Annotated in this window: 24 protein-coding genes and 2 pseudogenes; 13 read left to right on the forward strand and 13 right to left on the reverse strand. The window is 69.9% G+C overall.

Annotated elements, in window-relative coordinates; genetic code table 11:
- Positions 1–93 (forward strand): annotated as a pseudogene (locus FHR82_RS47045) (ATP-binding protein); the annotation flags it as partial.
- Positions 94–172: 79 nt separating this feature from the next.
- On the opposite strand, the gene FHR82_RS43080 reads toward FHR82_RS47045, so the two are convergent.
- On the reverse strand, positions 173–2,461 hold the full coding sequence (locus tag FHR82_RS43080; protein ID WP_184816495.1) for a helicase-associated domain-containing protein: 2,289 nt from the start codon (positions 2,459–2,461) through the stop codon (positions 173–175).
- Between the two features lie 152 nt (positions 2,462–2,613).
- On the opposite strand from FHR82_RS43080, the gene FHR82_RS43085 reads away from it, so the two are divergent.
- Genes FHR82_RS43085 through FHR82_RS43100 form a run of 4 tightly spaced genes read left to right on the forward strand, consistent with a single transcriptional unit; the run spans position 2,614 to position 5,632 of the window.
- Entirely contained in the window at positions 2,614–2,799 is a 186-nt protein-coding gene (locus FHR82_RS43085) for a hypothetical protein (protein ID WP_184816496.1), read from the forward strand.
- 10 nt (positions 2,800–2,809) lie between these two features.
- Positions 2,810–4,192, forward strand: a complete 1,383-nt coding sequence (locus FHR82_RS43090) for an NAD-dependent malic enzyme (protein WP_184816497.1) — start codon at positions 2,810–2,812, stop codon at positions 4,190–4,192.
- 58 nt (positions 4,193–4,250) lie between these two features.
- The gene (gene moaC / locus FHR82_RS43095) at positions 4,251–4,730 is read left to right on the forward strand and encodes a cyclic pyranopterin monophosphate synthase MoaC (RefSeq protein WP_184816498.1); all 480 of its coding nucleotides are present in this window, start codon (positions 4,251–4,253) and stop codon (positions 4,728–4,730) included.
- On the forward strand, positions 4,727–5,632 hold the full coding sequence (locus FHR82_RS43100; RefSeq protein WP_184816499.1) for a molybdenum cofactor biosynthesis protein MoaE: 906 nt from the start codon (positions 4,727–4,729) through the stop codon (positions 5,630–5,632). Before moaC ends, FHR82_RS43100 begins: the two co-directional genes overlap by 4 nt.
- Positions 5,633–5,663: 31 nt before the next feature.
- On the opposite strand, the gene FHR82_RS43105 is transcribed toward FHR82_RS43100, so the two are convergent.
- From FHR82_RS43105 to FHR82_RS43125, 5 genes and pseudogenes are all read right to left on the reverse strand, one after another.
- Positions 5,664–6,020 carry a VOC family protein gene (locus tag FHR82_RS43105; protein WP_184816500.1) on the reverse strand — a complete coding sequence of 119 codons (357 nt, stop codon included), beginning with the start codon at positions 6,018–6,020 and terminating at the stop codon, positions 5,664–5,666.
- 72 nt (positions 6,021–6,092) lie between these two features.
- Positions 6,093–6,782: a helix-turn-helix transcriptional regulator gene (locus tag FHR82_RS43110; RefSeq protein ID WP_184816501.1), complete on the reverse strand. Its 690-nt coding sequence runs from the start codon at positions 6,780–6,782 to the stop codon at positions 6,093–6,095.
- An 89-nt stretch (positions 6,783–6,871) separates the two neighbouring features.
- Positions 6,872–7,513, reverse strand: coding sequence for a LysM peptidoglycan-binding domain-containing protein (locus tag FHR82_RS43115; protein WP_184816502.1), 642 nt, complete (start codon positions 7,511–7,513; stop codon positions 6,872–6,874).
- Positions 7,514–7,845: 332 nt separating this feature from the next.
- A pseudogene (locus FHR82_RS43120) lies at positions 7,846–8,815 on the reverse strand (helix-turn-helix transcriptional regulator).
- Between the two features lie 45 nt (positions 8,816–8,860).
- Positions 8,861–9,115 (reverse strand): MoaD/ThiS family protein, encoded by a 255-nt coding sequence (locus FHR82_RS43125; RefSeq protein ID WP_184816503.1) that lies wholly within the window; start codon positions 9,113–9,115, stop codon positions 8,861–8,863.
- Between the two features lie 89 nt (positions 9,116–9,204).
- Between FHR82_RS43125 and FHR82_RS43130 the strand changes: the two genes are divergently transcribed.
- The gene (locus tag FHR82_RS43130; protein WP_184816504.1) at positions 9,205–9,999 is read left to right on the forward strand and encodes an HAD-IIA family hydrolase; all 795 of its coding nucleotides are present in this window, start codon (positions 9,205–9,207) and stop codon (positions 9,997–9,999) included.
- 50 nt (positions 10,000–10,049) lie between these two features.
- The gene (locus FHR82_RS43135; protein WP_311771567.1) at positions 10,050–10,877 is read left to right on the forward strand and encodes a metallophosphoesterase; all 828 of its coding nucleotides are present in this window, start codon (positions 10,050–10,052) and stop codon (positions 10,875–10,877) included.
- Here the strand turns inward: FHR82_RS43135 and FHR82_RS45485 are convergent.
- From FHR82_RS45485 to FHR82_RS43150, 3 genes are all read right to left on the reverse strand, one after another.
- Entirely contained in the window at positions 10,845–11,645 is an 801-nt protein-coding gene (locus tag FHR82_RS45485) for a hypothetical protein (RefSeq protein WP_311771568.1), read from the reverse strand. The genes FHR82_RS43135 and FHR82_RS45485 overlap by 33 nt on opposite strands.
- Before the next feature lie 44 nt (positions 11,646–11,689).
- A complete protein-coding gene (locus FHR82_RS43145) occupies positions 11,690–11,980 on the reverse strand; it encodes a hypothetical protein (protein ID WP_184816505.1) in 291 nt (96 codons plus the stop codon).
- A 185-nt stretch (positions 11,981–12,165) separates the two neighbouring features.
- Entirely contained in the window at positions 12,166–12,468 is a 303-nt protein-coding gene (locus tag FHR82_RS43150) for an STAS domain-containing protein (RefSeq protein WP_184816506.1), read from the reverse strand.
- A gap of 107 nt (positions 12,469–12,575) precedes the next feature.
- Between FHR82_RS43150 and FHR82_RS43155 the strand changes: the two genes are divergently transcribed.
- Positions 12,576–14,219: an AMP-binding protein gene (locus FHR82_RS43155; protein ID WP_184816507.1), complete on the forward strand. Its 1,644-nt coding sequence runs from the start codon at positions 12,576–12,578 to the stop codon at positions 14,217–14,219.
- On the opposite strand, the gene FHR82_RS43160 is transcribed toward FHR82_RS43155, so the two are convergent.
- The gene (locus FHR82_RS43160; protein ID WP_184816508.1) at positions 14,206–14,403 is read right to left on the reverse strand and encodes a hypothetical protein; all 198 of its coding nucleotides are present in this window, start codon (positions 14,401–14,403) and stop codon (positions 14,206–14,208) included. The two genes, FHR82_RS43155 and FHR82_RS43160, sit on opposite strands and share 14 nt — an antisense overlap.
- Positions 14,404–14,573: 170 nt before the next feature.
- On the opposite strand from FHR82_RS43160, the gene FHR82_RS43165 reads away from it, so the two are divergent.
- The 5 genes from FHR82_RS43165 (at position 14,574) to FHR82_RS43185 (ending at position 16,971) form a co-directional block, all read left to right on the forward strand.
- Positions 14,574–15,350: a helix-turn-helix domain-containing protein gene (locus FHR82_RS43165; RefSeq protein WP_184816509.1), complete on the forward strand. Its 777-nt coding sequence runs from the start codon at positions 14,574–14,576 to the stop codon at positions 15,348–15,350.
- A 2-nt stretch (positions 15,351–15,352) separates the two neighbouring features.
- Positions 15,353–15,511, forward strand: a complete 159-nt coding sequence (locus FHR82_RS43170; protein WP_184816510.1) for a DUF397 domain-containing protein — start codon at positions 15,353–15,355, stop codon at positions 15,509–15,511.
- Between the two features lie 10 nt (positions 15,512–15,521).
- On the forward strand, positions 15,522–16,058 hold the full coding sequence (locus FHR82_RS43175; RefSeq protein WP_184816511.1) for a 3'-5' exonuclease: 537 nt from the start codon (positions 15,522–15,524) through the stop codon (positions 16,056–16,058).
- Between the two features lie 53 nt (positions 16,059–16,111).
- Positions 16,112–16,489: a VOC family protein gene (locus FHR82_RS43180; RefSeq protein WP_184816512.1), complete on the forward strand. Its 378-nt coding sequence runs from the start codon at positions 16,112–16,114 to the stop codon at positions 16,487–16,489.
- A 95-nt stretch (positions 16,490–16,584) separates the two neighbouring features.
- Positions 16,585–16,971, forward strand: a complete 387-nt coding sequence (locus FHR82_RS43185) for a cold-shock protein (protein ID WP_184816513.1) — start codon at positions 16,585–16,587, stop codon at positions 16,969–16,971.
- Here FHR82_RS43185 and FHR82_RS43190 read toward each other — a convergent pair.
- From FHR82_RS43190 to FHR82_RS43200, 3 genes are all read right to left on the reverse strand, one after another.
- Entirely contained in the window at positions 16,968–17,444 is a 477-nt protein-coding gene (locus FHR82_RS43190; protein WP_184816514.1) for a DUF2771 family protein, read from the reverse strand. The genes FHR82_RS43185 and FHR82_RS43190 overlap by 4 nt on opposite strands.
- Before the next feature lie 10 nt (positions 17,445–17,454).
- Positions 17,455–19,440, reverse strand: coding sequence for an MFS transporter (locus FHR82_RS43195; protein ID WP_184816515.1), 1,986 nt, complete (start codon positions 19,438–19,440; stop codon positions 17,455–17,457).
- 67 nt (positions 19,441–19,507) lie between these two features.
- Positions 19,508–20,302, reverse strand: coding sequence for a glutaminyl-peptide cyclotransferase (locus tag FHR82_RS43200; RefSeq protein ID WP_376706498.1), 795 nt, complete (start codon positions 20,300–20,302; stop codon positions 19,508–19,510).
- Between the last annotated feature and the right edge of the window lie 35 nt (positions 20,303–20,337).

The raw sequence follows: 20,337 nt of genomic DNA on the forward strand, positions 1-20,337 counted from the left end.
TGTGACGCCCGGGACCGCGAGTCGACGAAGGAAACGCTCATCACGCTGGTCGAGCACGCCATGACCCAGCGCATGAGCGCACGCGCGGGCTGACACGGAAGCGACGTAGCCCCGCGGACGGTAATCCGCGGGGCCTCGCTGTCGGTCCCGGTCGGGCCTGGCCGGGACCGGCTCAGCTCTCGACCAGCGACGCCGACGTGATGCGGTGCAGCGGGTACTGCCGCAGCTGGTCCTGCACGGCTCCGTGCGTGACGTCGCGGCCTTCCAGCACGCCGCCACCCACGCGGAACGGATCCACCACCCGCTGGGCCGCGACCCCGCGTGAGTCGACGAACCCGATCCACACCTGGCGGTTCCGCTCGATGGCCTCCCGCAGCAACGCCAGCGTCGCCGCCGTGTCCGCCGCTCCGGTACCCGCCGACGGCGACACCGTCCGCCCGCGCTTGGTGCCCGCCGCCATATCGCCTGCCCGCAGCTGGTCCACCATCGCCTGCAGCCGCTCCGGCGACGCGGCCGACGGCGCTCCGGCCCGCCGGGACCGGGCGGGCGCGGGCAGCCGCAGCCCCGACGGCCGCAGGTCCAGCACCTGACCGTGCGCGTCCTCCGCGGCTGGCGCGAACCCGGAGTCGCGCAGCTCCGCCAGCACGTCCGCCAGCGCCACCGGGCTGACCAGCACCGTCGGCGCGATCTTCCGCAGCTCCAGCCGGGCCGCGGCCGGGTGCGCGGCCACCTCGGCCAGCAGCACCGGGTCGTCGCAGCGCAGGAACGACGCGGTCGCGCCACCACGCAACCGCCCGTGCCGGCGCGCGACGTCGTCGATGAGGTAGGTCAGCGACTGCGGCACCGGCGTCCGCGACCGCGTCCGGAACAGGTCGTGCAGCTCCTCCGCAGTGCGCCCGACGTCCAGCGCGCGGCGCACCGAGGCCTCGGTCACCCGGTACACGGTCGCGCTGCCCGCCGACTCGACGTCCGCGACGTGACCCATGTCGACCGCGAGCGCGGGTTCGAGCGGCCCTGGCGCGACGACCGTCAGGTCGGCCTGCACCAGCACGTGGTCCAGCGGCTCTGGCATCGAGTCGGCCATGCGCTTGGCGGCGGCTGCCGGACCTTCCGGGCCGCTGTCCAGCAGCGCCCGCCCGGCGCCGGTCAGCGCACCCAGCGCGACCAGCCCCACCGAGGTCGCCTCGGCGAGCGTCCACCGCACGATCTCGTCCCGCAGCCGCCCGCCGCGCCGCGGTGCCCGCCACGCCAGCACCTCCGCGAGACCGTCCGGCGACGACACCCCGGTACCCGAGCGCAGCTCCGCCAGCGCAGACAGGATCCGCCGCCGCTCCGCGGGCGCCGGTGGCCGCCGCAGGTCGTCCGACAGCGGCGCGAGCACCTTGTCCTTCGCGTCCCGCATGCCCGCGAGCCCCGGCAGGCGTGGCATGTCGAGCCACGCGGCGGCGAGCGTGGCCCACTGGTTCGCCGGGGTCGCGGTGAGCCACGGGTCGACGAGCGTCGTCGGCAGCCACTCCGGGTTGGTCGCCGCCGCGCTGTCGCCGATCATGCCCGCGGCGAACAGCACCTCGACGATCAGGCCGGCGCCGCGTTCGTCGGTGTCGATCTCGCGGGCGAGTTTGCGCAGGTCGCGCACGCCGAGGCCGCCCGCCTTGAGCACGGCCGCCGGCTCCTCCGACCACAGCCGCACGACCATCTCGGTGCGGCGCAGGAACTCCAGCGCCTCACCGGCTGCGGTCGCGTCCACGGTGGCCGACTTCTGCTGCTTGGTGTCCAGCACGGGTTCGTCCAGCTTGACCGTGCCGAGCGGACTGTCGCCGCGGATCACGAGCGCGACCTGGCGCGGCAGCTCGACGGTCTCGGCGTCGCGCCGCAGGAGCAGTCCCATGGCGAGCAGCCGCTGCACCGGCGTGGTGGCCTCGTCGAGCGGCACCTCCACGCCCGCGTCCTTGGTGCGGCCGAGCGGAGAGCCGGTCGCGAGCGTGGTCAGCAGCCGCCGATCGGCCTCCGGCAGGTCCGCGAGCAGACCCGCGATGTCCACCCCGTCCAGCGCCTTGGACGGCCTGCCGAGCCCGGCGGGGAACATCCCGCCCGCCTCCCGCGCGGCGGGCACGACGGACAGCTCGTCGGCACCCCACGCGAGCCCGAGCCGCACCAGCGTGTCCAGTGACTCCCGCACCCGCACCGGGTTCGCGTCCGGCCCGACGGTGTCCCGCACCCGCTCCTCGGAAACGGGCTCCTTGTCGGCTTCGGCCACGACCAGCGCGTCCAGCACGGCGAGGGTGAACGTGTCGAGTCCTTCGCAGGCCCTGGTCACCGAGGCCCGCGCGGCCGCCCGCGCCGCCAGCACCGCCGACTCGGACGGTGGGGGAGTCGCGAGGTCGGGGCGCGCGGCGAGGAGGGCAGCCAGCGTGTGGTCGTCCTGGGCGCGCAGCCAGTCGACGAGCGTGAGACCAGGCACCGGACCACGGTATACGCTCCACACCGCCACCTCGCAGGCTCGGTGGCGCCGCTCCGCGGACGCCCTGTGTTCATCGTTCGCTCCGCAAGCTCCGCGAATCTGTCTGTACCGCGCTCCGGTAATCTCTGGTCACCCGAGCTGAAGGAGGACGCGTGGCCAAGAAGGGCGCCAACGACGGCCGTATCGATCCGCACTGGCCCGCGGACGACGACCACGGCAACCACCCCGTCAGCGAGCTGGTCGCGGACCGCCAGGGTGCGATGGCGCCCTGGGGTGACCTGGTCTTCCCGCTCGACGCCGTGCCGTACGTACACCCGCAGACCGAGATCAACAAGTAGGTAGCGGACCATGCCGGTTCCAGGCCCTGGGTACTCCATCACCGTCCGCGTCGAGGCGCCGCCGTCGGCGAGCGCCGCGGGCGACCTGACCGGCGCAGCCGGCCGGGCCGGCGCGGTGATCACCGCCTTCGACGTCGTCGAGTCGCACTCCGACCGGATCGTCGTCGACATCACCGCCAACGCGCACTCCGCCGACCACGCCGAGGAGATCACCGCGGCGCTCGAGGAGCTGCCGGGCGTCAACGTCCGCAAGGTGTCGGACCGGACGTTCCTCATCCACCTCGGCGGCAAGATCGAGATCGCCTCGAAGGTGCAGCTCCGCAACCGTGACGACCTGTCCCGCGCCTACACCCCGGGTGTCGCGCGCATCAGCCAGGCCATCGCGAAGAACCCCGCCGACGCGCGCCGCCTGACCATCAAGCGCAACACGGTCGCGGTCGTCACCGACGGCTCGGCGGTGCTGGGGCTGGGCAACATCGGCCCGGCCGCCGCGCTGCCGGTCATGGAGGGCAAGGCGGCGCTGTTCAAGAAGTTCGCCGGGGTCGACGCGTGGCCGGTCTGCCTGGACACGCAGGACACCGAGGAGATCATCCGCACGGTGCAGCTGATCGCGCCCGTGTACGGCGGCATCAACCTCGAGGACATCGCCGCGCCGCGCTGCTTCGAGATCGAGGCCCGGCTGCGTGAGCTGCTGGACATCCCGGTCTTCCACGACGACCAGCACGGCACCGCGATCGTGGTGGTCGGTGCGCTGCGCAACGCGCTGCGGGTCGTCGGCAAGAACCTGGCGGACTGCAAGATCGTGGTCTGCGGCGCGGGTGCCGCGGGCTCGGCGATCATCCGCCTGCTGCTGCAGAAGGGCCCCGGCGACATCCTCGCGGTCGACGTGAACGGCATCGTGCACCCGGACCGCGACGACCTGGACCCGAACCTGACCTGGCTCGCCCAGAACACGAACCGCAACCTGGTGAGCGGCAAGGTGACCGACGCGATGGTGGACGCGGACGTGTTCATCGGCGTGTCCGCGCCGAACCTGTTCGGCGCCGATGCGGTCGCCACCATGGCGAAGGACGCGATCGTGTTCGCGCTGGCCAACCCGGACCCGGAGATCGACCCGCTCGAGGCGCAGAAGCACGCCGCGGTCGTGGCGACGGGCCGCAGCGACTACCCGAACCAGATCAACAACGTGCTGGCCTTCCCTGGTGTGTTCCGCGGGCTGCTGGACGCGCAGGCCAGGGGCATCACCGACACGATGCTGCTGGCCGCGGCCGACGCGATCGCGGACGTGGTGGACGGCGACCGCATCAACGCGTCGTTCATCGTGCCGAGCGTGTTCGACTCGGCGGTGGCGCCCGCGGTGGCGGAGGCAGTCGCCCGCGCGGCAGCGCCGTAGCAGTCCCGCGCGGCAGCGCCATGGCAGGCCCGCGCGGCACAGCCGTAACATCCAGATCGTGAGCGATCTGACGCACGTCGACGAGTCGGGCGCCGCGCGGATGGTGGACGTGACCGGCAAGGCCGTCACGTCCCGCGTCGCGGTGGCGACCGGCCTGGTCAACACGACGGCCGAGGTCGTCGGCCTGCTGGCGTCGAACGGCCTGAAGAAGGGCGACGCGCTGGCCGTCGCCCGCATCGCGGGGATCATGGGCGCCAAGAAGACGCCCGACCTGGTCCCGCTGTGCCACCCGCTGGCCATCACGGGCGTGACCGTGGACTTCGACCTCGGCACCGAGTCGGTGGCCATCACCGCCACGGTCCGCACGAGCGGTCAGACCGGCGTCGAGATGGAGGCCCTGACCGCGGTGGCGGTCGCGGGCCTCACGCTGCACGACATGATCAAGGCCGTCGATCCCGCGGCCGTGCTGTCCGACGTGCGGGTGGAGCGCAAGGAGGGCGGCAAGACCGGGGTCTGGAACCGACCGGAGGGCCGATGAGCACCGCTGTCGTCATCGCTGCGTCCAACCGCGCCGCTGCCGGCGTGTACGAGGACAAGACCGGGCCGGTGATCGTCGCGTGGCTCCGGTCGCGTGGCTTCGAGGTGCCGGACCCGGTGGTCGTGCCGGACGGTGAGCCGGTGCTGGCCGCGCTGCGGGACGCCGTGGGCACCGACGTGGTCATCACGACCGGTGGCACCGGCATCAGCCCGACGGACGCCACCCCGGAGATGACGCGTCGGCTGCTGGACTACGAGGTCCCGGGCCTGGCCGACGCGATCCGTAGCGCTGGTCTGCCGCAGGTCCCGACGGCTGTGCTGTCCCGCGGCATGGCGGGCGTGGTGGGCCGGACGCTGGTGATCAACCTCCCCGGCTCGTCCGGCGGGGTGAAGGACGGCCTCGGCGTGCTGGAGGGCGTGCTCTCGCATGCCCTGGACCAGCTGCGTGGCGGTGGCCACGTGCCCGCGTCGTGGCCGGCCGCGCGGGTCCTGCGGGCCGAGATCAGCGAGTCGCCGATCTCGGTCGAGGAGCACGCGGCCCTGGTCGGCGACGACGCCGCGGGTGCGGTCGTCACGTTCGCCGGTGTGGTCCGCGACCACGACGGCGGCAAGGGCGTCACCAACCTCGACTACGAGGGCCACCCGTCGGCGAAGGCCGTGATCGAGGAGGTGGCCGCCGACGTGGCCGCCCGCCACCGGGGTGTGCGGGCGGTCGCCGTCAGCCACCGCATCGGCCCGCTCGCCATCGGTGACGTGGCCCTGGCCTGCGCTGTCGCGGGCGAACACCGTGCGGAGGCGTTCGCGGCCTGCGCCGACCTGGTGGACGACGTGAAGGCCCGCCTGCCGATCTGGAAGCACCAGAACTTCACCGACGGCACCGACCAGTGGGTCAACTGCCCGTAGCGGGCCGGGCCCACGGCCCGGCCCGGGCAGGTCAACGCGCCGGTGGCTGGTAGACGCCGAAGTGGTTGCCCGCGGGGTCGAGCACGTGCGCGAACGTCAGCCCGTTCGGCGTCGTCCTCGCCGGGTCGACCACCTTCCCGCCGAGCTGCTCGGCCCGCTCGGTGGCCGCGACGACGTCGTCCACGACGACGAAGAACGCCGCCCTGTTCCGGTCGCCCGCGAACAGCCCGCCCTGTGGCTGGTCCGCGCCCTTCGGCGTCACCAGCCGGTAGGCGGGGGTGTCGGGGTCGTCGGTGAACGTCCACTCGAACAGCTCGCCGTAGAACCGCTCGGTGCCCTCGGCGTCGTCGGTGTCGATCTGGAACCACTCGACCGATCCGTGTGCCATCTGTGGTGCCTCCCTCGTGGATGTGTGGCACCACGATCGGGCCCGTCGGCGACACCGTCCTGTCGGTGTTTCCTACGCGAACGTCGTGACCTGTGTCACATGGCAGGGTAGTCGGAGGTTCTCGGTCGGCCTGGGCGGTACGACCTCGCCGGTGTCCCGCACGGCGACCACGCGGTCGAGCCGGAAGGCCCGCAGCTCGTCCCGCAGGCGGCACCACGCGACCAGGTACCAGTACTCCTCCCTGGCGAGGAACATGACGGGCTCGACGACGCGTTCGCTCGGCGCACCGTGCTTGTCGACGTAGTCCAGCGCCAGCACGTGCCGCGCGGCGAGGGCGTCCTCGATGACGAGCGGGATCGGCGGTGGTTCGGCCGGGTCCAGGAACCCGATCCGCCCCGCCAGCTCGCGGGCGGCCGACGCCTCGTGGTCGGGCATGGCGGCCAGGATCTTGCGCAACGCGCTGCCCGCCGCCCGTGTGAACGGTGAGCCGCCTGCCTGCCGCAGCGCCACCGACATGGCGACCGCCTCGGCGGGGGTGAAGTTGAGGGGCGGCAGCGTGCGGGCCGGGTCGATGGCGTACCCGCCGCGTCTGCCGGTGTCCGCGTAGATCGGCACGCCGACCTGCTGCAGCGCGCTGATGTCGCGTTCGATGGTGCGCGTGCTGACCTCGTAGCGCGCCGCGAGCTGCCGGGCGCTGCGCCGCAGCGGTGCGGCGGCCCGCAGCTCCTCGACGATGCCGTACAGCCGGTCCGTTCTGTTCACGCCGCGGACGGTAGACCCGGGCACCGACAAAAGAAGGGCTCCACCGCCGGGGGATCGCGGTGGAGCCCTTCTCGCGTGAACTAGCTAGTTCACTTGGTGGCGAGCTTCTGACCAGGAACGATCAGGTTGGGGTCGCCGATGAACTGCTTGTTCTTCTCGTACAGCGCTGCCCAGCCGCCCGGCACCTTCTGGGCCGTGGCGATCTTCGACAGGGAGTCGCCCGCGACGACGGTGTAGTCGCCCTTGGGGTTGGAGGCGACCAGCACCGGAACCGAGGGGGTCGACTTGGCCGGCTTGTTGCTGCGGCTGGGGCTGTCGTTGTTCGACGGCGCGCTCTGCTGCTGCTGCTGCGCGCCACCGCCGCCGCCACCGCCGCCGCCCGCGCGCTTGCCGCACACCGGCCAGGCGCCCATGCCCTGGGTCTGCCGCACGTTCTCGGCCACCCGGATCTGCTCCGCCTTCGAAGCGTTGGCCGGGTTGCCCGAGCCGCCGTTGGCTTCCCACGTGCTCTGCTTGAACTGCAAGCCGCCCGCGTAGCCGTTACCGGTGTCGATGCTCCAGTTGCCGCCGCTCTCGCATTCGGCGACCGCGTCCCAGTTGACCGGGTCGGCCGACGCGAAGGCCGGAGCAATCGCCAGAGGCGCACCAACCGCGACGCCGGCAACGACGACGCGAGCAATGGTGCGACGAACGGCAGTGGACGGCTTGCGGTGAATGCCTCGATACGCCATTTCTGTCTCGGCCTCAGCGTCTGTCAAAGTGCCCCGTGGGGCTCTCTCTCCCGGTCCGGAGGCTTTCTTTCAGTCGGGGGATATCTCCTTCGTGCCCGCCGGATCGGGATGACGCTCCGGGCACTCGGGTCCTGCCGGTTGGTCGGGGCCAACCAGAGAGCGACGGTACGTACGAATACCCGGCGTGCAAAATTGTGAGAGCTGTGACCGTCGTCACAGTAACACTATTCGAGATGCTGCGATGGCAGCTGTATCCGCAGGTCAGGGCGATATTATGCGCCGTTATAACCCCGTGATTGCACCGAGATAATTCACGTTGGCTGAGCGTTGGGTCACGTTCCGGAAGCAGGAGCGAACCCTGTGGCGGCTGCACGCTGAAATCGCTCAGCTACATGCTGCAAAGCCGTGGCCAATTCAGGGGAGGACTCGACTTCGAAATCGATCTCCAGGAAGGAGAGCAGGAAGGCAAGCGACTGAGGCGTATCCGCCCCGATGATCAGGCGGCAACTGCCCTTGTCGATCTCCTCGATAGTGCCCCACGTCACCATTCGCCGCATCTTTTCGTGATCGGCGGGCAGCGGTAGCCGCACGGAAGCCTGGAACGGCCACATCGCCGCGACCCGGGCCGCCAGGAACACGGCCGGGTCGCCACCCGGGATCTCCCTGGGCGTGAACCGGGCGCCCAGCGGCACCCGGGGCCGCAGCCGGTCGACCCGGAAGGTGCGCCAGTCGTCCCGGTCGACGTCCCACGCCACCAGGTACCAGCGCTTTTCCCCAGGTCACGAGCCGGTGCGGCTCGACGTCCCTGACCTGCTCCGCCGCGCCGTATGCCCCCGCGTAGTCGAACCGAAGGCGCTGCCGGTCCCGGCACGCCGACGCCACGGCGGTCAGCACCTCCAGCGCCACGACCTCGTCGTTCGGCGTGTCGACGGTCGTCACCTGTACCGCGTTCACCCGATGGCGGAGCCTCGAAGGGAGCACCTGTTCCAGCTTGACGAGCGCCTGAAGTGCGGTTTCCCCGATCGCGACCCCGCCGCCGGCTGCCGTGCGCAGGCTGATCGCGACCGCGACGGCCTCGTCGTCGTCCAGCAGGAGCGGTGGCAGCGAGGCGCCGGAGCCCAGCTGGTAGCCACCCGCGGTGCCGGAGGTGGCGTGCACCGGGTAGTCGAGCCCGCGCAGCTTGCCGACGTCGCGGCGCACGGTCCTGGTGCTCACGCCGAGCCGCTCGGCCAGCTCGGCGCCGGCCCACTCGCGGCGCGTCTGCAGCAGTGTCAGGAGCCGGAGCAGCCGGGCAGAGGACATGCGCCCGAGTCTCGCACCGGTCGCGGACGGGATCTGTCCGCGAGGTCAGCCGCCCGCGAACGGAGGCAGGATGTCGACCCCAGAGTCGTTCGGCACGGCGATCGACTGGTCCCGGACCGCCACCCCGTCCAGCAGGAAGCTGCACGCGGTCAGCACGCGGGTCAGCTTCTCCCCGTGCCTGGTGCCCAGCTCGGTCACCAGGTCTCGCACGGTCGCGCCTTCCGGCATGGTCACGGTCTCCTCGGAGAGGCCGACCGCGCCCCTGGCGCCCGCGAAGTAGCGCACTCGGACGTTCGTCACGGCTCCAGGTTAGCGGGCGCGGATTTGTCGACATGTCGATGTTCAGGCTGCCTGTCTGCGCGCCGGCCCGAAGCCGCGACAATGGAGGCATGGCCGAACCTCGCAAGTGGACCTACCTGATGGACATGGACGGGGTGCTGGTGCACGAGGAGCACCTCATCCCGGGGGCGGACAAGCTGATCGAGGAGCTGCGTGCCAAGGGCAACCAGTTCCTCGTGCTCACCAACAACTCCATCTACACCCCGCGTGACCTGCGGGCACGCCTGCACCGGACCGGTCTGGACGTGCCGGAGCCGTCGATCTGGACCTCCGCGCTCGCGACGGCGAAATTCCTCGACTCGCAGCGGCCGGACGGCTCGGCGTTCGTCATCGGCGAGGCTGGACTGACCACCGCGCTGCACGAGATCGGTTACGTCCTCACCGACCGCGACCCCGACTACGTCGTGCTCGGCGAGACCCGCACGTACAGCTTCACGTCGATCACGACCGCGATCCGCCTGATCGAGCAGGGCGCACGGTTCATCGCGACCAACCCGGACGCCACCGGGCCGTCCCGCGAGGGCTCGCTCCCCGCCACGGGCTCGGTCGCCGCGCTGATCGAGAAGGCCACCGGCCACCGCCCGTACTTCGTCGGCAAGCCGAACCCGCTGATGATGCGGTCCGCGCTGAACACGCTGGGTGCGCACTCCGAGTCGACGCTCATGATCGGCGACCGCATGGACACGGACGTCCGCTCCGGGTTGGAGGCGGGCCTGCGCACGATTCTGGTGCTGACCGGCATTTCGACCCCGGACACGGCCGAGCGTTATCCGTACCGTCCGAGCCGCGTGATCGACTCGGTCGCTGAGCTGGTCGGGAATGTGGACGACCCGTTTCCTGGCTAGTTCTTGCCGACTGCGAAGCGAACGATTTCGGCCTGGCATATTGTCGCGGTGTGCAGGATGACGGACCGACGACCTATGTGGTCGGTGACGTGCACGGGCACCTCGACGAACTGCTCGCCGCACTCGCCGACGCCGGACTGGTCGACGACGAGGCAAACTGGTCGGGCGGCGAGGACCACCTCTGGTTCCTCGGCGACTTCGTGGACCGGGGCCCGGACGGCATCGGCGTGATCGACCTGGTCATGCGCCTCGCGGACGAGGCGGCGGACGCGGGCGGCCAGGTACAGGCCCTGCTGGGCAACCACGAGATCTTGTTGCTCGGCATGCACCGCTTCGGCGAGACCGAGGTCCCGTCGGACTTCGGCCCCCGCAGCTTCGCCCGCAGCTGGGAGATGAACGGCGGCCAGCTGACCGACCAGGAAGCCGTCACCGACGGCCACATCGAATGGCTGATCAGCAGGCCCGCCGTTGAGCTGGTGGGCCGTCACCTCCTCATGCACTCGGACACCCTCGAGTACCTGGTGTGGGGCGGCGACATCGAGGAGATCAACGAGAACATCCAGGAGGTCCTGGACTCCGACGACCTCGTCGAGTGGTGGGAGGTCTGGCGCAGGCTCACCACCCGCCACGCCTTCCGAGGCCCCAACGGCGCCGACGTCGCCACCCAGCTCCTGACCGTCCTGGGCGGCGAACAGGTGGTCCACGGCCACTCCGTGATCGCCGACCAGCTGGGCATCGCCCCAGCCATGGTCGACAGCCCGTACGAGTACGCGAACGGCAAGGCCCTTGGCGTGGACGGCGGCGTCTTCGTCGGCGGCCCGTGCCTGGTCGTCAAGCTGCCCTGGTCACCGCACGAGCCCGGCGACGAGACTCCGTAACCAGCTCTCCCGCAGAGCCGGTTCACCGTCGGTGGCCCGTGCGATCGCACGCCGCCCGCCCCGGCTCCGCCCGTAGGCCACGAGCGCGACCGCCTCGGCGAGCGCCTGCCGCGTGCGCTCGCCCCGGTCGGGCCCGTCCTCGTCGGCGAACCACGCCGACGGGCGGAACGACCTGGTCAGCTTCGCCTGGTGGTCGGCGACGTGGCTCCACACGACGTCCCGCATCGAGACGTTCACGACCGCCCGTGCGGGCAGGCGGCCGGTCCAGTCCGCGTGCTGCTGCCAGCGCCAGGTGTTGGGGCTGGTCTTCCTCGCCCACGTGATCCCGACGAAGCGCAGGTGCCGCCGGATCACGTCCCATGGTTCCCGTGTATCCACTATCCAGTTGTCAAACAACGAGAACAGCCTGCTGAACGTGCTGCCCTGGCTCACCACGTCCACGAAGGTGATGGCTTCGCGGGCCAGTGCCGACGGCGTGAGGCCGTGCTCGATCAGCACCTCGCGAGCCCTGGGGGTGTGCGCCTCGGTGAGACCGGCCAGCGACAGCGGAAGACGCGTAACCCGGTCCGGCATGGCGCCGCTGAGCAGGTCGAACATCGAGTCCAGCGATCGGCCGACGAACACCAGGCGCGCGTCCCCACACCGCGCGAGCACCTTCGCGGCGCAGGCCACCAGCTCGTCGAGGAACCACAGGCGAGGTTCTTCGACGTCGTCGAGCAGCGACCCGAGCTGGTCGGGCGTCACGAGATCCCAGCGGAACGGCGGCACGGGCCGAAATTCTCTCCCAGCCGCGCGGCCACCGACCACGTGTTTCAGTGCTCGCCGCGGTAGGTGCGCAGTGCGCGGCGGGCCTGGTGACGGTCGCGGCGGCGCTCCTCGCGCCGGAGCTCACTCCACTCGCGGCCGCAGCCGGTGCTGGGGCACCCGGTCTGGTGGTAACCGGTGCTGCTCCAGTGGCAACCGCTGGTGAAAATGCTGTCGGGAGTGATCTCGTCAGGCAGGGTGCAGTCCCCGAACCGGTGGTCGTGCACCGCCACGCTCGTTGTTCCAGGCGTGTCGGCGATCCGCACCCACCAGGGTCGGGTCTTGTCCGTCTTGCTCATCCGGTCGCCTTCCGGCTCCGTGACGCCCCGGGCTGGGGCTGTCGCTAGACCGGGTGCACCGTGATCACCTCCGAAGATCCGTGGCTTTCCGTAGCTGATTCGAACGTACGTGAGCATCGCGAAAAGCGCCGCTGTCCAGCGAGGCGAGGCCGAGCGAATGGGACTTTCGCTCGGCGAAGAACGAGTCAGGCTAGGTCGAGCAGCTCGTCCAGGCCCGTGATGGTCAGCATCCGCGTGAGGTGGTCGGGTAGCCCCGTCAGCATCAGCCGCGAGTTCTTCGCCGCGGCCAGGCGGTGCGCGCCCACGAGGGCCGACAACCCGCTGGAGTCCACAATCGACACGTCGCCGAGATCAACCCGCAGCTCAGCGCCCTGCCCGGCGGCGTTGATCAGCTCCGTCAGCTCGGCACGCAGTGCGGGCGCGGTCTGCAGGTCGACCGCACCCGCCAGACGCACGTTCGACCCGTGCACAGTGATGGCGAGGCTCATCGACTCCCATCTTTGTCGACAGACGCGAACCTGTGTTGACGAACGTTGAACGTGACGGTGGGCGCCGGTAGACATACGTTGGTGTCAGTCGTCCCCGGGAGGCTCACATGAACACCAGCCACGTGTCGGGCAGCTCCGAGAAACCGCTGCTCGGGGACACTATCGGGGACAACTTCGACCGCGCGGTCGCCGCCTTCGGCGACCGCGAGGCGCTGGTCGAGCACGCCACCGGGCGCCGCTGGACCTACCGCCAGCTCGCCGACGAGGTCCACGCCGTCGCGCTGGGCCTGGTCGACCTCGGTGTCGGCAAGGGCGACCGCGTCGGCATCTGGGCGCCGAACTGTGCCGAGTGGACCTTCACGCAGTACGCGACCGCCAAGATCGGCGCCATCCTCGTCAACATCAACCCCGCGTACCGCGTCCACGAGCTGAAGTACGTCCTCAACCAGGCCGGCATCCGCACGCTCGTCGCCGCCCCCAGCTTCAAGACCTCCGACTACGCCGCCATGATCGACGAGGTCAGCGGCGAGTGCCCCGACCTGGAGGACGTGCTGCTCATCGGCCGCGAGGAGTGGACCTCGCTCGTCGCCATCGGCCGCGGTGGGTCGGCCGCGCACCTCGACGAGCTGCAGGCCGAGCTGTCCGCCGACGACCCGATCAACATCCAGTACACGTCCGGCACCACCGGGTTCCCCAAGGGCGCGACCCTCTCGCACCGCAACATCCTCAACAACGGCTTCTTCGTCGGCGAGATGTGCGGCTACACCGAAGCGGACCGCATCTGCATCCCCGTGCCCTTCTACCACTGCTTCGGCATGGTCATGGGCAACCTCGCGGCCACCTCCCACGGCGCCTGCATGGTCATCCCGGCTCCCGGCTTCGACCCGAAGGCCACCCTCGAGACCGTCGCCGCCGAGCGCTGCACCTCGCTCTACGGCGTCCCCACCATGTTCATCGCCGAGCTTTCCGAGCCCGGTTTCGAGTCCTACGACCTGTCGTCGCTGCGCACCGGCATCATGGCGGGCTCGCCGTGCCCGGTCGAGGTGATGAAGCAGGTCATCGACCGGATGGGCATGACCGAGGTGACCATCGCCTACGGCATGACCGAGACCTCGCCCGTCTCCACCCAGACCAGCAAGGACGACTCGCTGGACCGCCGCGTGTCCACTGTGGGCAGGGTCCTGCCGCACCTCGAGGTCAAGGTCATCGACCCGGAGACCGGCGAAACGGTCCCGCGCGGCACCCCCGGCGAGTTCTGCACCCGCGGCTACTCGGTGATGCTCGGCTACTGGGAGCAGCCCGACAAGACGGCCGAGGCCATCGACGAGGACCGCTGGATGCACACCGGCGACCTGGCGGCCATGGACGACGAGGGCTACCTCAACATCACCGGCCGCATCAAGGACATGGTCATCCGCGGCGGCGAGAACGTGTACCCGCGCGAGGTCGAGGAATTCCTCTACACCCACCCCGACATTCTCGACGCCCAGGTCATCGGCGTGCCGGACGAGAAATACGGTGAGGAACTGATGGCCTGGATCCGCATGAAGGAAGGCGCCGAGCCGCTCACGGCGGACGCGATCCGCGAATTCTGCACCGGCAAACTCGCGCACTACAAGATTCCCCGTTACGTGCGCGTCGTCGACGAATTCCCCATGACCGTCACCGGCAAGATCCGCAAGGTCGAAATGCGCGAGGTGTCAGTGGAGCTGCTCGGTCTGCAGAAGGCGGCCGCCGCTAAGCACGCGTGAGTTCCGCGAGCACCTCCTGCGACGCCTCCACGAACGCCTCCAGCGCGGCGACCTCGAACACGAAGTCGAAGCCGTCGTGCCGGGAACCGAGCCGGAACTCGATCTCCTCGCCGTTGACGCAGTAGGCGATCGGGCACCCGCGCCGCACGATCACCCACGAGCCAACGTTCAAATCCTGACTCATTTACACTCCCGCGTCACAATTGTGTTCTCTTGGTGCAAGTCTGCGTTTGTTCTTTCCGAACGGTAGCTTTGTCGCGGACAGGACAGGGTGTCTTGCGGTTGCGGAAAGAATGTGACATGAGTGGGGAACGAAAAGGCCCTCGGGCGCGGGACCGTATCATCGGGGCGCGTTTGCGAGCCATCAGAAAAGAGCGCACCGAGCTTTCGCTGGAACAGGCGGCGGTGCTGGCCCAGTGGTCGCCGAGCACGATGTCGCGGATCGAGACGGGAAAGCGGCACATCTCGCCAGAGGACGTCGCCACCATCTCGACCATCTACCAGCTCCCCCTGGCCCAGCGGCAGGAGCTGATCGAGTCGGCACGGGCCGGGAACGCCAGCGGTTGGTGGGACTTGCCGTTGCCCGGCGTGCCCATGGACATGGGCGCCATCGCCAGCTACGAAGCGGAAGCAATACGCCTGACTGACTGGTCGGTGAACCTGGTCCCAGGCCTGCTCCAGACCTATCGCTACGCGGTGGGGCTGATGCGCTCAGGCGGCGTGGCCGCCGATGTCATCGAAGCGCGGTGGATGGCCCGCCTGCGGCGGCAACAGATTCTCGGGAATCTCGACTACTACGCCTTCATCGGCGAAGCTGCCTTGCGCACTCCCTTCGGCGGCCCGGACGCGCTGCGCGAGCAGTTGCGGCATTTGCTCGGCGCTCGGGAGAGGGGCATCGGGATTCGGATCGTGCCCGAACACCAGGCTCATTCGCTGGTTCTGCATTCCTGGCTGCTGATGGAGTTCCCGAACACGAGTCCGGTGGTCAACGTCGAGGCGAGGAACGGCAGTCTCTACCTGCACGACGAGATCGCCGAGACGTACCTCGGGCTGGTCGGCCAGCTCGATAGGATTGCTTTGGCCGCGCCCGCCACAATGGCGTTGGTGCGCAGGATTCTTGAAGAGGTGTGAGTATGTGGCGTAGGTCCACCCGATCCGGTGAGACGGGCAACTGTGTCGAGCTGCGTGGCGATCTCGCCGCGATCCGAGACAGCAAGTCCCCACAGGCGATCCTTCCGATCCCCGAGGTGGCGACCCGAAAACTGCTCGGGTTCCTGCGCAGCCGTCCCTAAACTCCCCGATGTGAGTTTGATCAACATCGTCGACGTCGAGGCCACCTGCTGGGACGGCCAACCGCCGCCCGGCCAGGTGAGCGAGATCATCGAGATCGGCCTGACCGTCGTCGACCTCGCCGAAGGCGCCCGTCTCGGCAAGCACCGGATCCTGGTGCGTCCACAACGTTCGCGCGTCAGCGCCTTCTGCACGGAACTGACCTCCCTCACGCAGGAAGAGGTCGACGGGGGCGTCTCCTTCGCGGAAGCGTGCCGCCTACTGGTCAAGGACCACGAGAGCAACCGCCGCCCGTGGGCGAGCTGGGGCGACTACGACCGCAACCAGTTCCTGCGGCAGTGCACGGGCGTCGAGTACCCCTTCAGCAGCGACCACACCAACGCCAAACGCCGGTTCACCGAGGCGCACGACCTCCGCAGACGTCCCGGCATGGCACAGGCTCTGGAGATCGCGGGTCTGCCGCTCGAAGGCCGTCACCACCGCGGCGACGACGACTCGTGGAACATCGCCGCGCTCGTCCTCCACCTGCGGAGCAGGAACGCCTGGTGACACCCGGTCACCACCCTTCCCAAGGTGCTGACCTGCGGCGCAGCATGAAATCCATGCTCACGAAAGCCCCGACAACCACGATGCTCCCAGTCTCCGACATGGACCGCGCCGTCCGCTTCTACGGCGGCACCCTCGGCCTCGAAGAACGCGCCACCACCCCCGACGGTGGTCACGTGTTCGCCGCGGGAAGCGACGCGATCGGCCTGCTGCCCGCCGAACCCGGCGCGCAGAGCGGCCACACCGTCCTCAGCTTCGAGGTCACCGACATCGAGGCCGAGATCCGCGACCTGGAGGGCCGCGGCGTCACGTTCGCCGACTACGACACGGCCGACCTGAAGACCGTCGGCCACATCGCCGACATGGGCGGCGAGCGTGCCGCCTGGTTCGCTGACAGCGAAGGCAACATCCTCTGCCTCCACCAGCCCGCATAACCGGCTACCCCCTCCGCCACGAAGTGGCCTAGGCTGGAATGACGCGTCCTGGGTACGCCCTGGGGCGCGTTCATTTGTGTGTGGAGGTGACCGTTGTGCCGACCGGAAAGGTCAAGTGGTACGACTCGGAGAAGGGCTTCGGGTTCGTCACACAGGACGGGGGCGAAGACGTCTACGTCCGTTCTTCAGCCCTGCCGGCCGGGGTGCCCGGCCTGAAAGCCGGTCAACGCATCGAGTTCGGTGTCGCCGACGGTCGTCGGGGTCCGCAAGCGCTTTCCGTGCGACTGCTGGACCCGCCGCCGTCGGTCGTCGAAGCACGGCGCCGCCCGGCCGAGGAACTGCACGGCCTGATCGAGGACATGATCCAGCTGCTGGAGACCAAGGTGCAGCCGGACCTGCGCCGTGGCCGCTACCCGGACCGCAAGAACGTCAAGCGGATCGCTGACGTGGTCCGTGCGGTCGCGCGGGAGCTGGATCCCTAACCGGCCTGCACCTGCAGCGACCACGCCGCCCTGGTCACGGCCTCCGGGCCCGCGTCGCCCTGAACCAGAACACCACCGGCCTGCTTGACCTCCAGGGTCTGCAGCTGGTCGCCTTCGCCCGGCGGGAGCGCCTCGAACGAGGTCTCCTTGCCGGGGGAGAAGGTGGCGACCGTGACCGGGGCTTTCTGCTCACCGGCCGCGGTCCTGTACTGGATCACGACCGACCACGGGGTGTCGGCGACGTCCTTCGGGACCGTCACCTTCACCGGCGTGCCCGGGGGCACCGGCAGCTTGAGCATGGCGGTGTTGTCGCGCTTGCAGTTCTCGACCTTCACGTCGCAGTACAGGAACGGCTTCGCGGCCGTCTTCTTGCCTGCGATGAGAAAGTCGACGTGGGGCGGTGGTGGCTCCTTTTCGGGCGCCGACGAGCAGCCCGCGAGCACCAGCAGCACCAGGACCAGCAGCTTGCGCACGCCGGTGAGCCTACGTGCGGTCCTGCGGCGGCGGCGGTGGCCCCTCCTGGAACGCGACCTGCTGGGGTCCCGTCGACGTGCGCCACGGCCGCACCGGCCGCTCGCCACCGAACCACGGCAGCAGCGACTGGCCCTTGCGCGTCAGCATGGTCTGGACCAGGCCGAACGCCAGGATGACTGAGATCACCAGGAAGCCGAGCCAGAACGTCGGCGGCAACAGCACACCCAGTGCGCCACCGAAGACCCAGGCCAGCTGCAGCACGGTTTCCGACCGTCCGAACGCGGACGCGCGGGACTCCTCCGGCAGATCGTCCTGGATCACGGCGTCGAGGCTGTTCTTGGCGAGCGCGCTCGCGGTCGCGCCGACGAGCCCGACGATCGCGGCCGTGGCGATGCCCTCCAACAGCATCGCGACGAGGGTCGCGGCGAGGCTGCCGCTGATGCACGTGAGCACGATCTGGTCGGGGTGGCCGAGGTGCATGCGCGCGCCGATGCCGTTGCCGATGAAGCTGCCCGCACCCGCGGCGCCCGCGATGATGCCGAGCAGCAGCAACTGCATGAACGGCTCGCCCTCGGTCTGCGCGCGGACGGCGAACGCGGCGAACATCATGAGGAAGCCGGTGAGCACGCGGATCGTCGCGTTGCCGGAGAGGGCCACGACGACGTTGCGGCCCATGGGTTGTCGTCTCGGCTTCTCCGGGTGCGCCGACAGGGACGCGGGCACCTCGCCTTCCGTGACCTCCACCCAGGCGGGGATCCGCATGGCCTGCACCGCGCCGAAGACGCAGATGATCGCGGTGAACCACAGCGCGCCTGCCGAGTCGAAGATCTGCAGCACCAGCGTGGCGACCGCGCCGAACGCGGCACCGCCGACCAGGCCGAACGTGGTGAGGCGGGCGTTGGTCTTGGCGAGCGTGATGTCCGGTGGCACCACTCTCGGGGTGACCGCCGCCTTGAGCACCGTGAACGACTTGGACAGCACCATCTTCGCGAGGGCCGCCGGGTAGAGCAGCCAGGTGTCGAAGTTGGTGGCCATGACGATGCAGGCGAGGGCTTGTCCGACCGACGTGACGCACATGGCGAGGCGGCGGCCGCGCTGGATGCGGTCCAGCATCGGCCCGATGACCGGCGCGAGCAGCGCGAACGGCGCGATCGTGATCAGCAGGTAGAGCGCGACCTTGCCCTTGGACGAGTCGGCGCTGGCGGCGGAGAAGAAGAGCGTGTTGGCGAGCGCGACGGCCATGGCGGCGTCGCTCGCGTAGTTGAGCATCGTCGCGTAGGTCAGCGCGGTGAGGCCCGACTTGTCGGCACCGTCGGCGTTCACGGCACGCTTGAACGCGGCGGCGGCCTTGCCGCTGAGCTCCTTGCCGCGGATCGCGGCGACACGCGTGACGGTCAGCTTCTTGGGGAACCCGGGCGCGGCGGCGGACGGCGGCACGGGCGGTCCCGGCGTGACCGTTGTCGGTTGTGGACCCTGCGGTTGCGCACCGTGCGGTTGTGGACCGTGCGGTTGTGGACCGTGCGGTTGTGGACCCTGGGGTTGCTGCTGGCTGGGGTAGCCGTCGGGGCCGTAGGTCTCGGGCGGGCGGCCGTCGTAGTCGTAGTCCATCGGCCGCGTCGACGGGACGGGCGGCAGCTGGCGGCGCGGTGGCGGCACGTCGCGCCAGTCCCGGCGCTGCTGCGGTGGCGGTGGCGGTGGCTGGCGGTGGACGGGCCGGGTCTTGCGCAGGTCCTCCGGCGGCGAGTAGTGGCTCGCGGCGGGGATCGCGCTGGTCAGCGGCTCCACACGGGGCTCTTCGCGTGGCTGCTCGTAGGCCCGCGTCGGCGGGTGCGCTGGGGTCGGCGGGTGCGGCGGGTTCGCCGGGGGAGGCTGCTGCTGGGGCTGCCAAGTCGGCGCCTGCTGCTTGGTCCAGCTACGGCGACGCTTCTTCTTCCCGGAGCCGCGCCCCCGCTGCTCCTCAGCGTCTCCAGAACCGGAACGAATCACGCCGTCCATCCTGCCGTACGAAGTGCCTTGTCGAAGCCGAGACGTACCCACCCGTCGAAGGGATCCCACTTCCAGGTTACGGACTGGTGGTGACAAACCTCACCCGGAACATCGTCGGCCACAACTTGCCCGTGACCAGGAACTCGTCGGTGCCGGGGATGGCGGCGATCCCGTTGAGCACGTCCGTGCCCGCCCGGTCCTCCTCGGGCAGCAGCCCGGAGAGGTCGACGGTGGCGGTGACGCGTCCGTTCTCGGGGTCGATCCGGACGATCCGGTCGGTCTGCCACACGTTCGCGTAGACCTGGACACGCCCGTCCCGGCCGGGCACGCACTCCAGTTCGTTGAGCCGGGTCACCGGCCCGTCCGGCCCTGTGACCTGGACGTTTCCTTCCTGGGTGAAGGTCTCGACGTCCCGGAAGGTCAGCCGGTCGCCGCCGTCGCTCATGATCAGCCGGTCACCGCTCCGGTCGTGGCAGATGCCCCAGCCCTCACCGTCGTAGCCGGCCCTGCCCTCTTCCGCGAGCGTCGTCCTGTCCCGCCGGATGGCGACCCCGTCCTGCCAGGTGATCTGCCAGATGACGTCACCCGCGACCGTGATGCCCTCCCCGAAGAGGTCGGCGGGCAGCTCGACCTGCTTGTCCACCTCGCCGGACTCCGGATCGACTGCACGGATACTCGACTTCCCCTCCAGTCCGGTGCCCTCGTACAGGACGCCGTCGACCAGTTCGAGGCCCTGCGTGAAGGCGCCGGGGTCGTGGGGAACGGTGGCGAGCACGTCGACTTTCAAGGTGCCCTCGGCGGGGGCCTCGGTCGGCGCGGCCGAGCACGCGGCGAGAAGGAGAACACCGGAGATAGCGAGAAGCGCCCGCACAGTTCTCAAGCCTTGCACGACCGGCGTAGGGCCGC

This window comes from Actinophytocola algeriensis (assembly GCF_014203735.1).
In the GTDB taxonomy this organism is placed as follows: Bacteria; Actinomycetota; Actinomycetes; order Mycobacteriales; family Pseudonocardiaceae; genus Actinophytocola; species Actinophytocola algeriensis.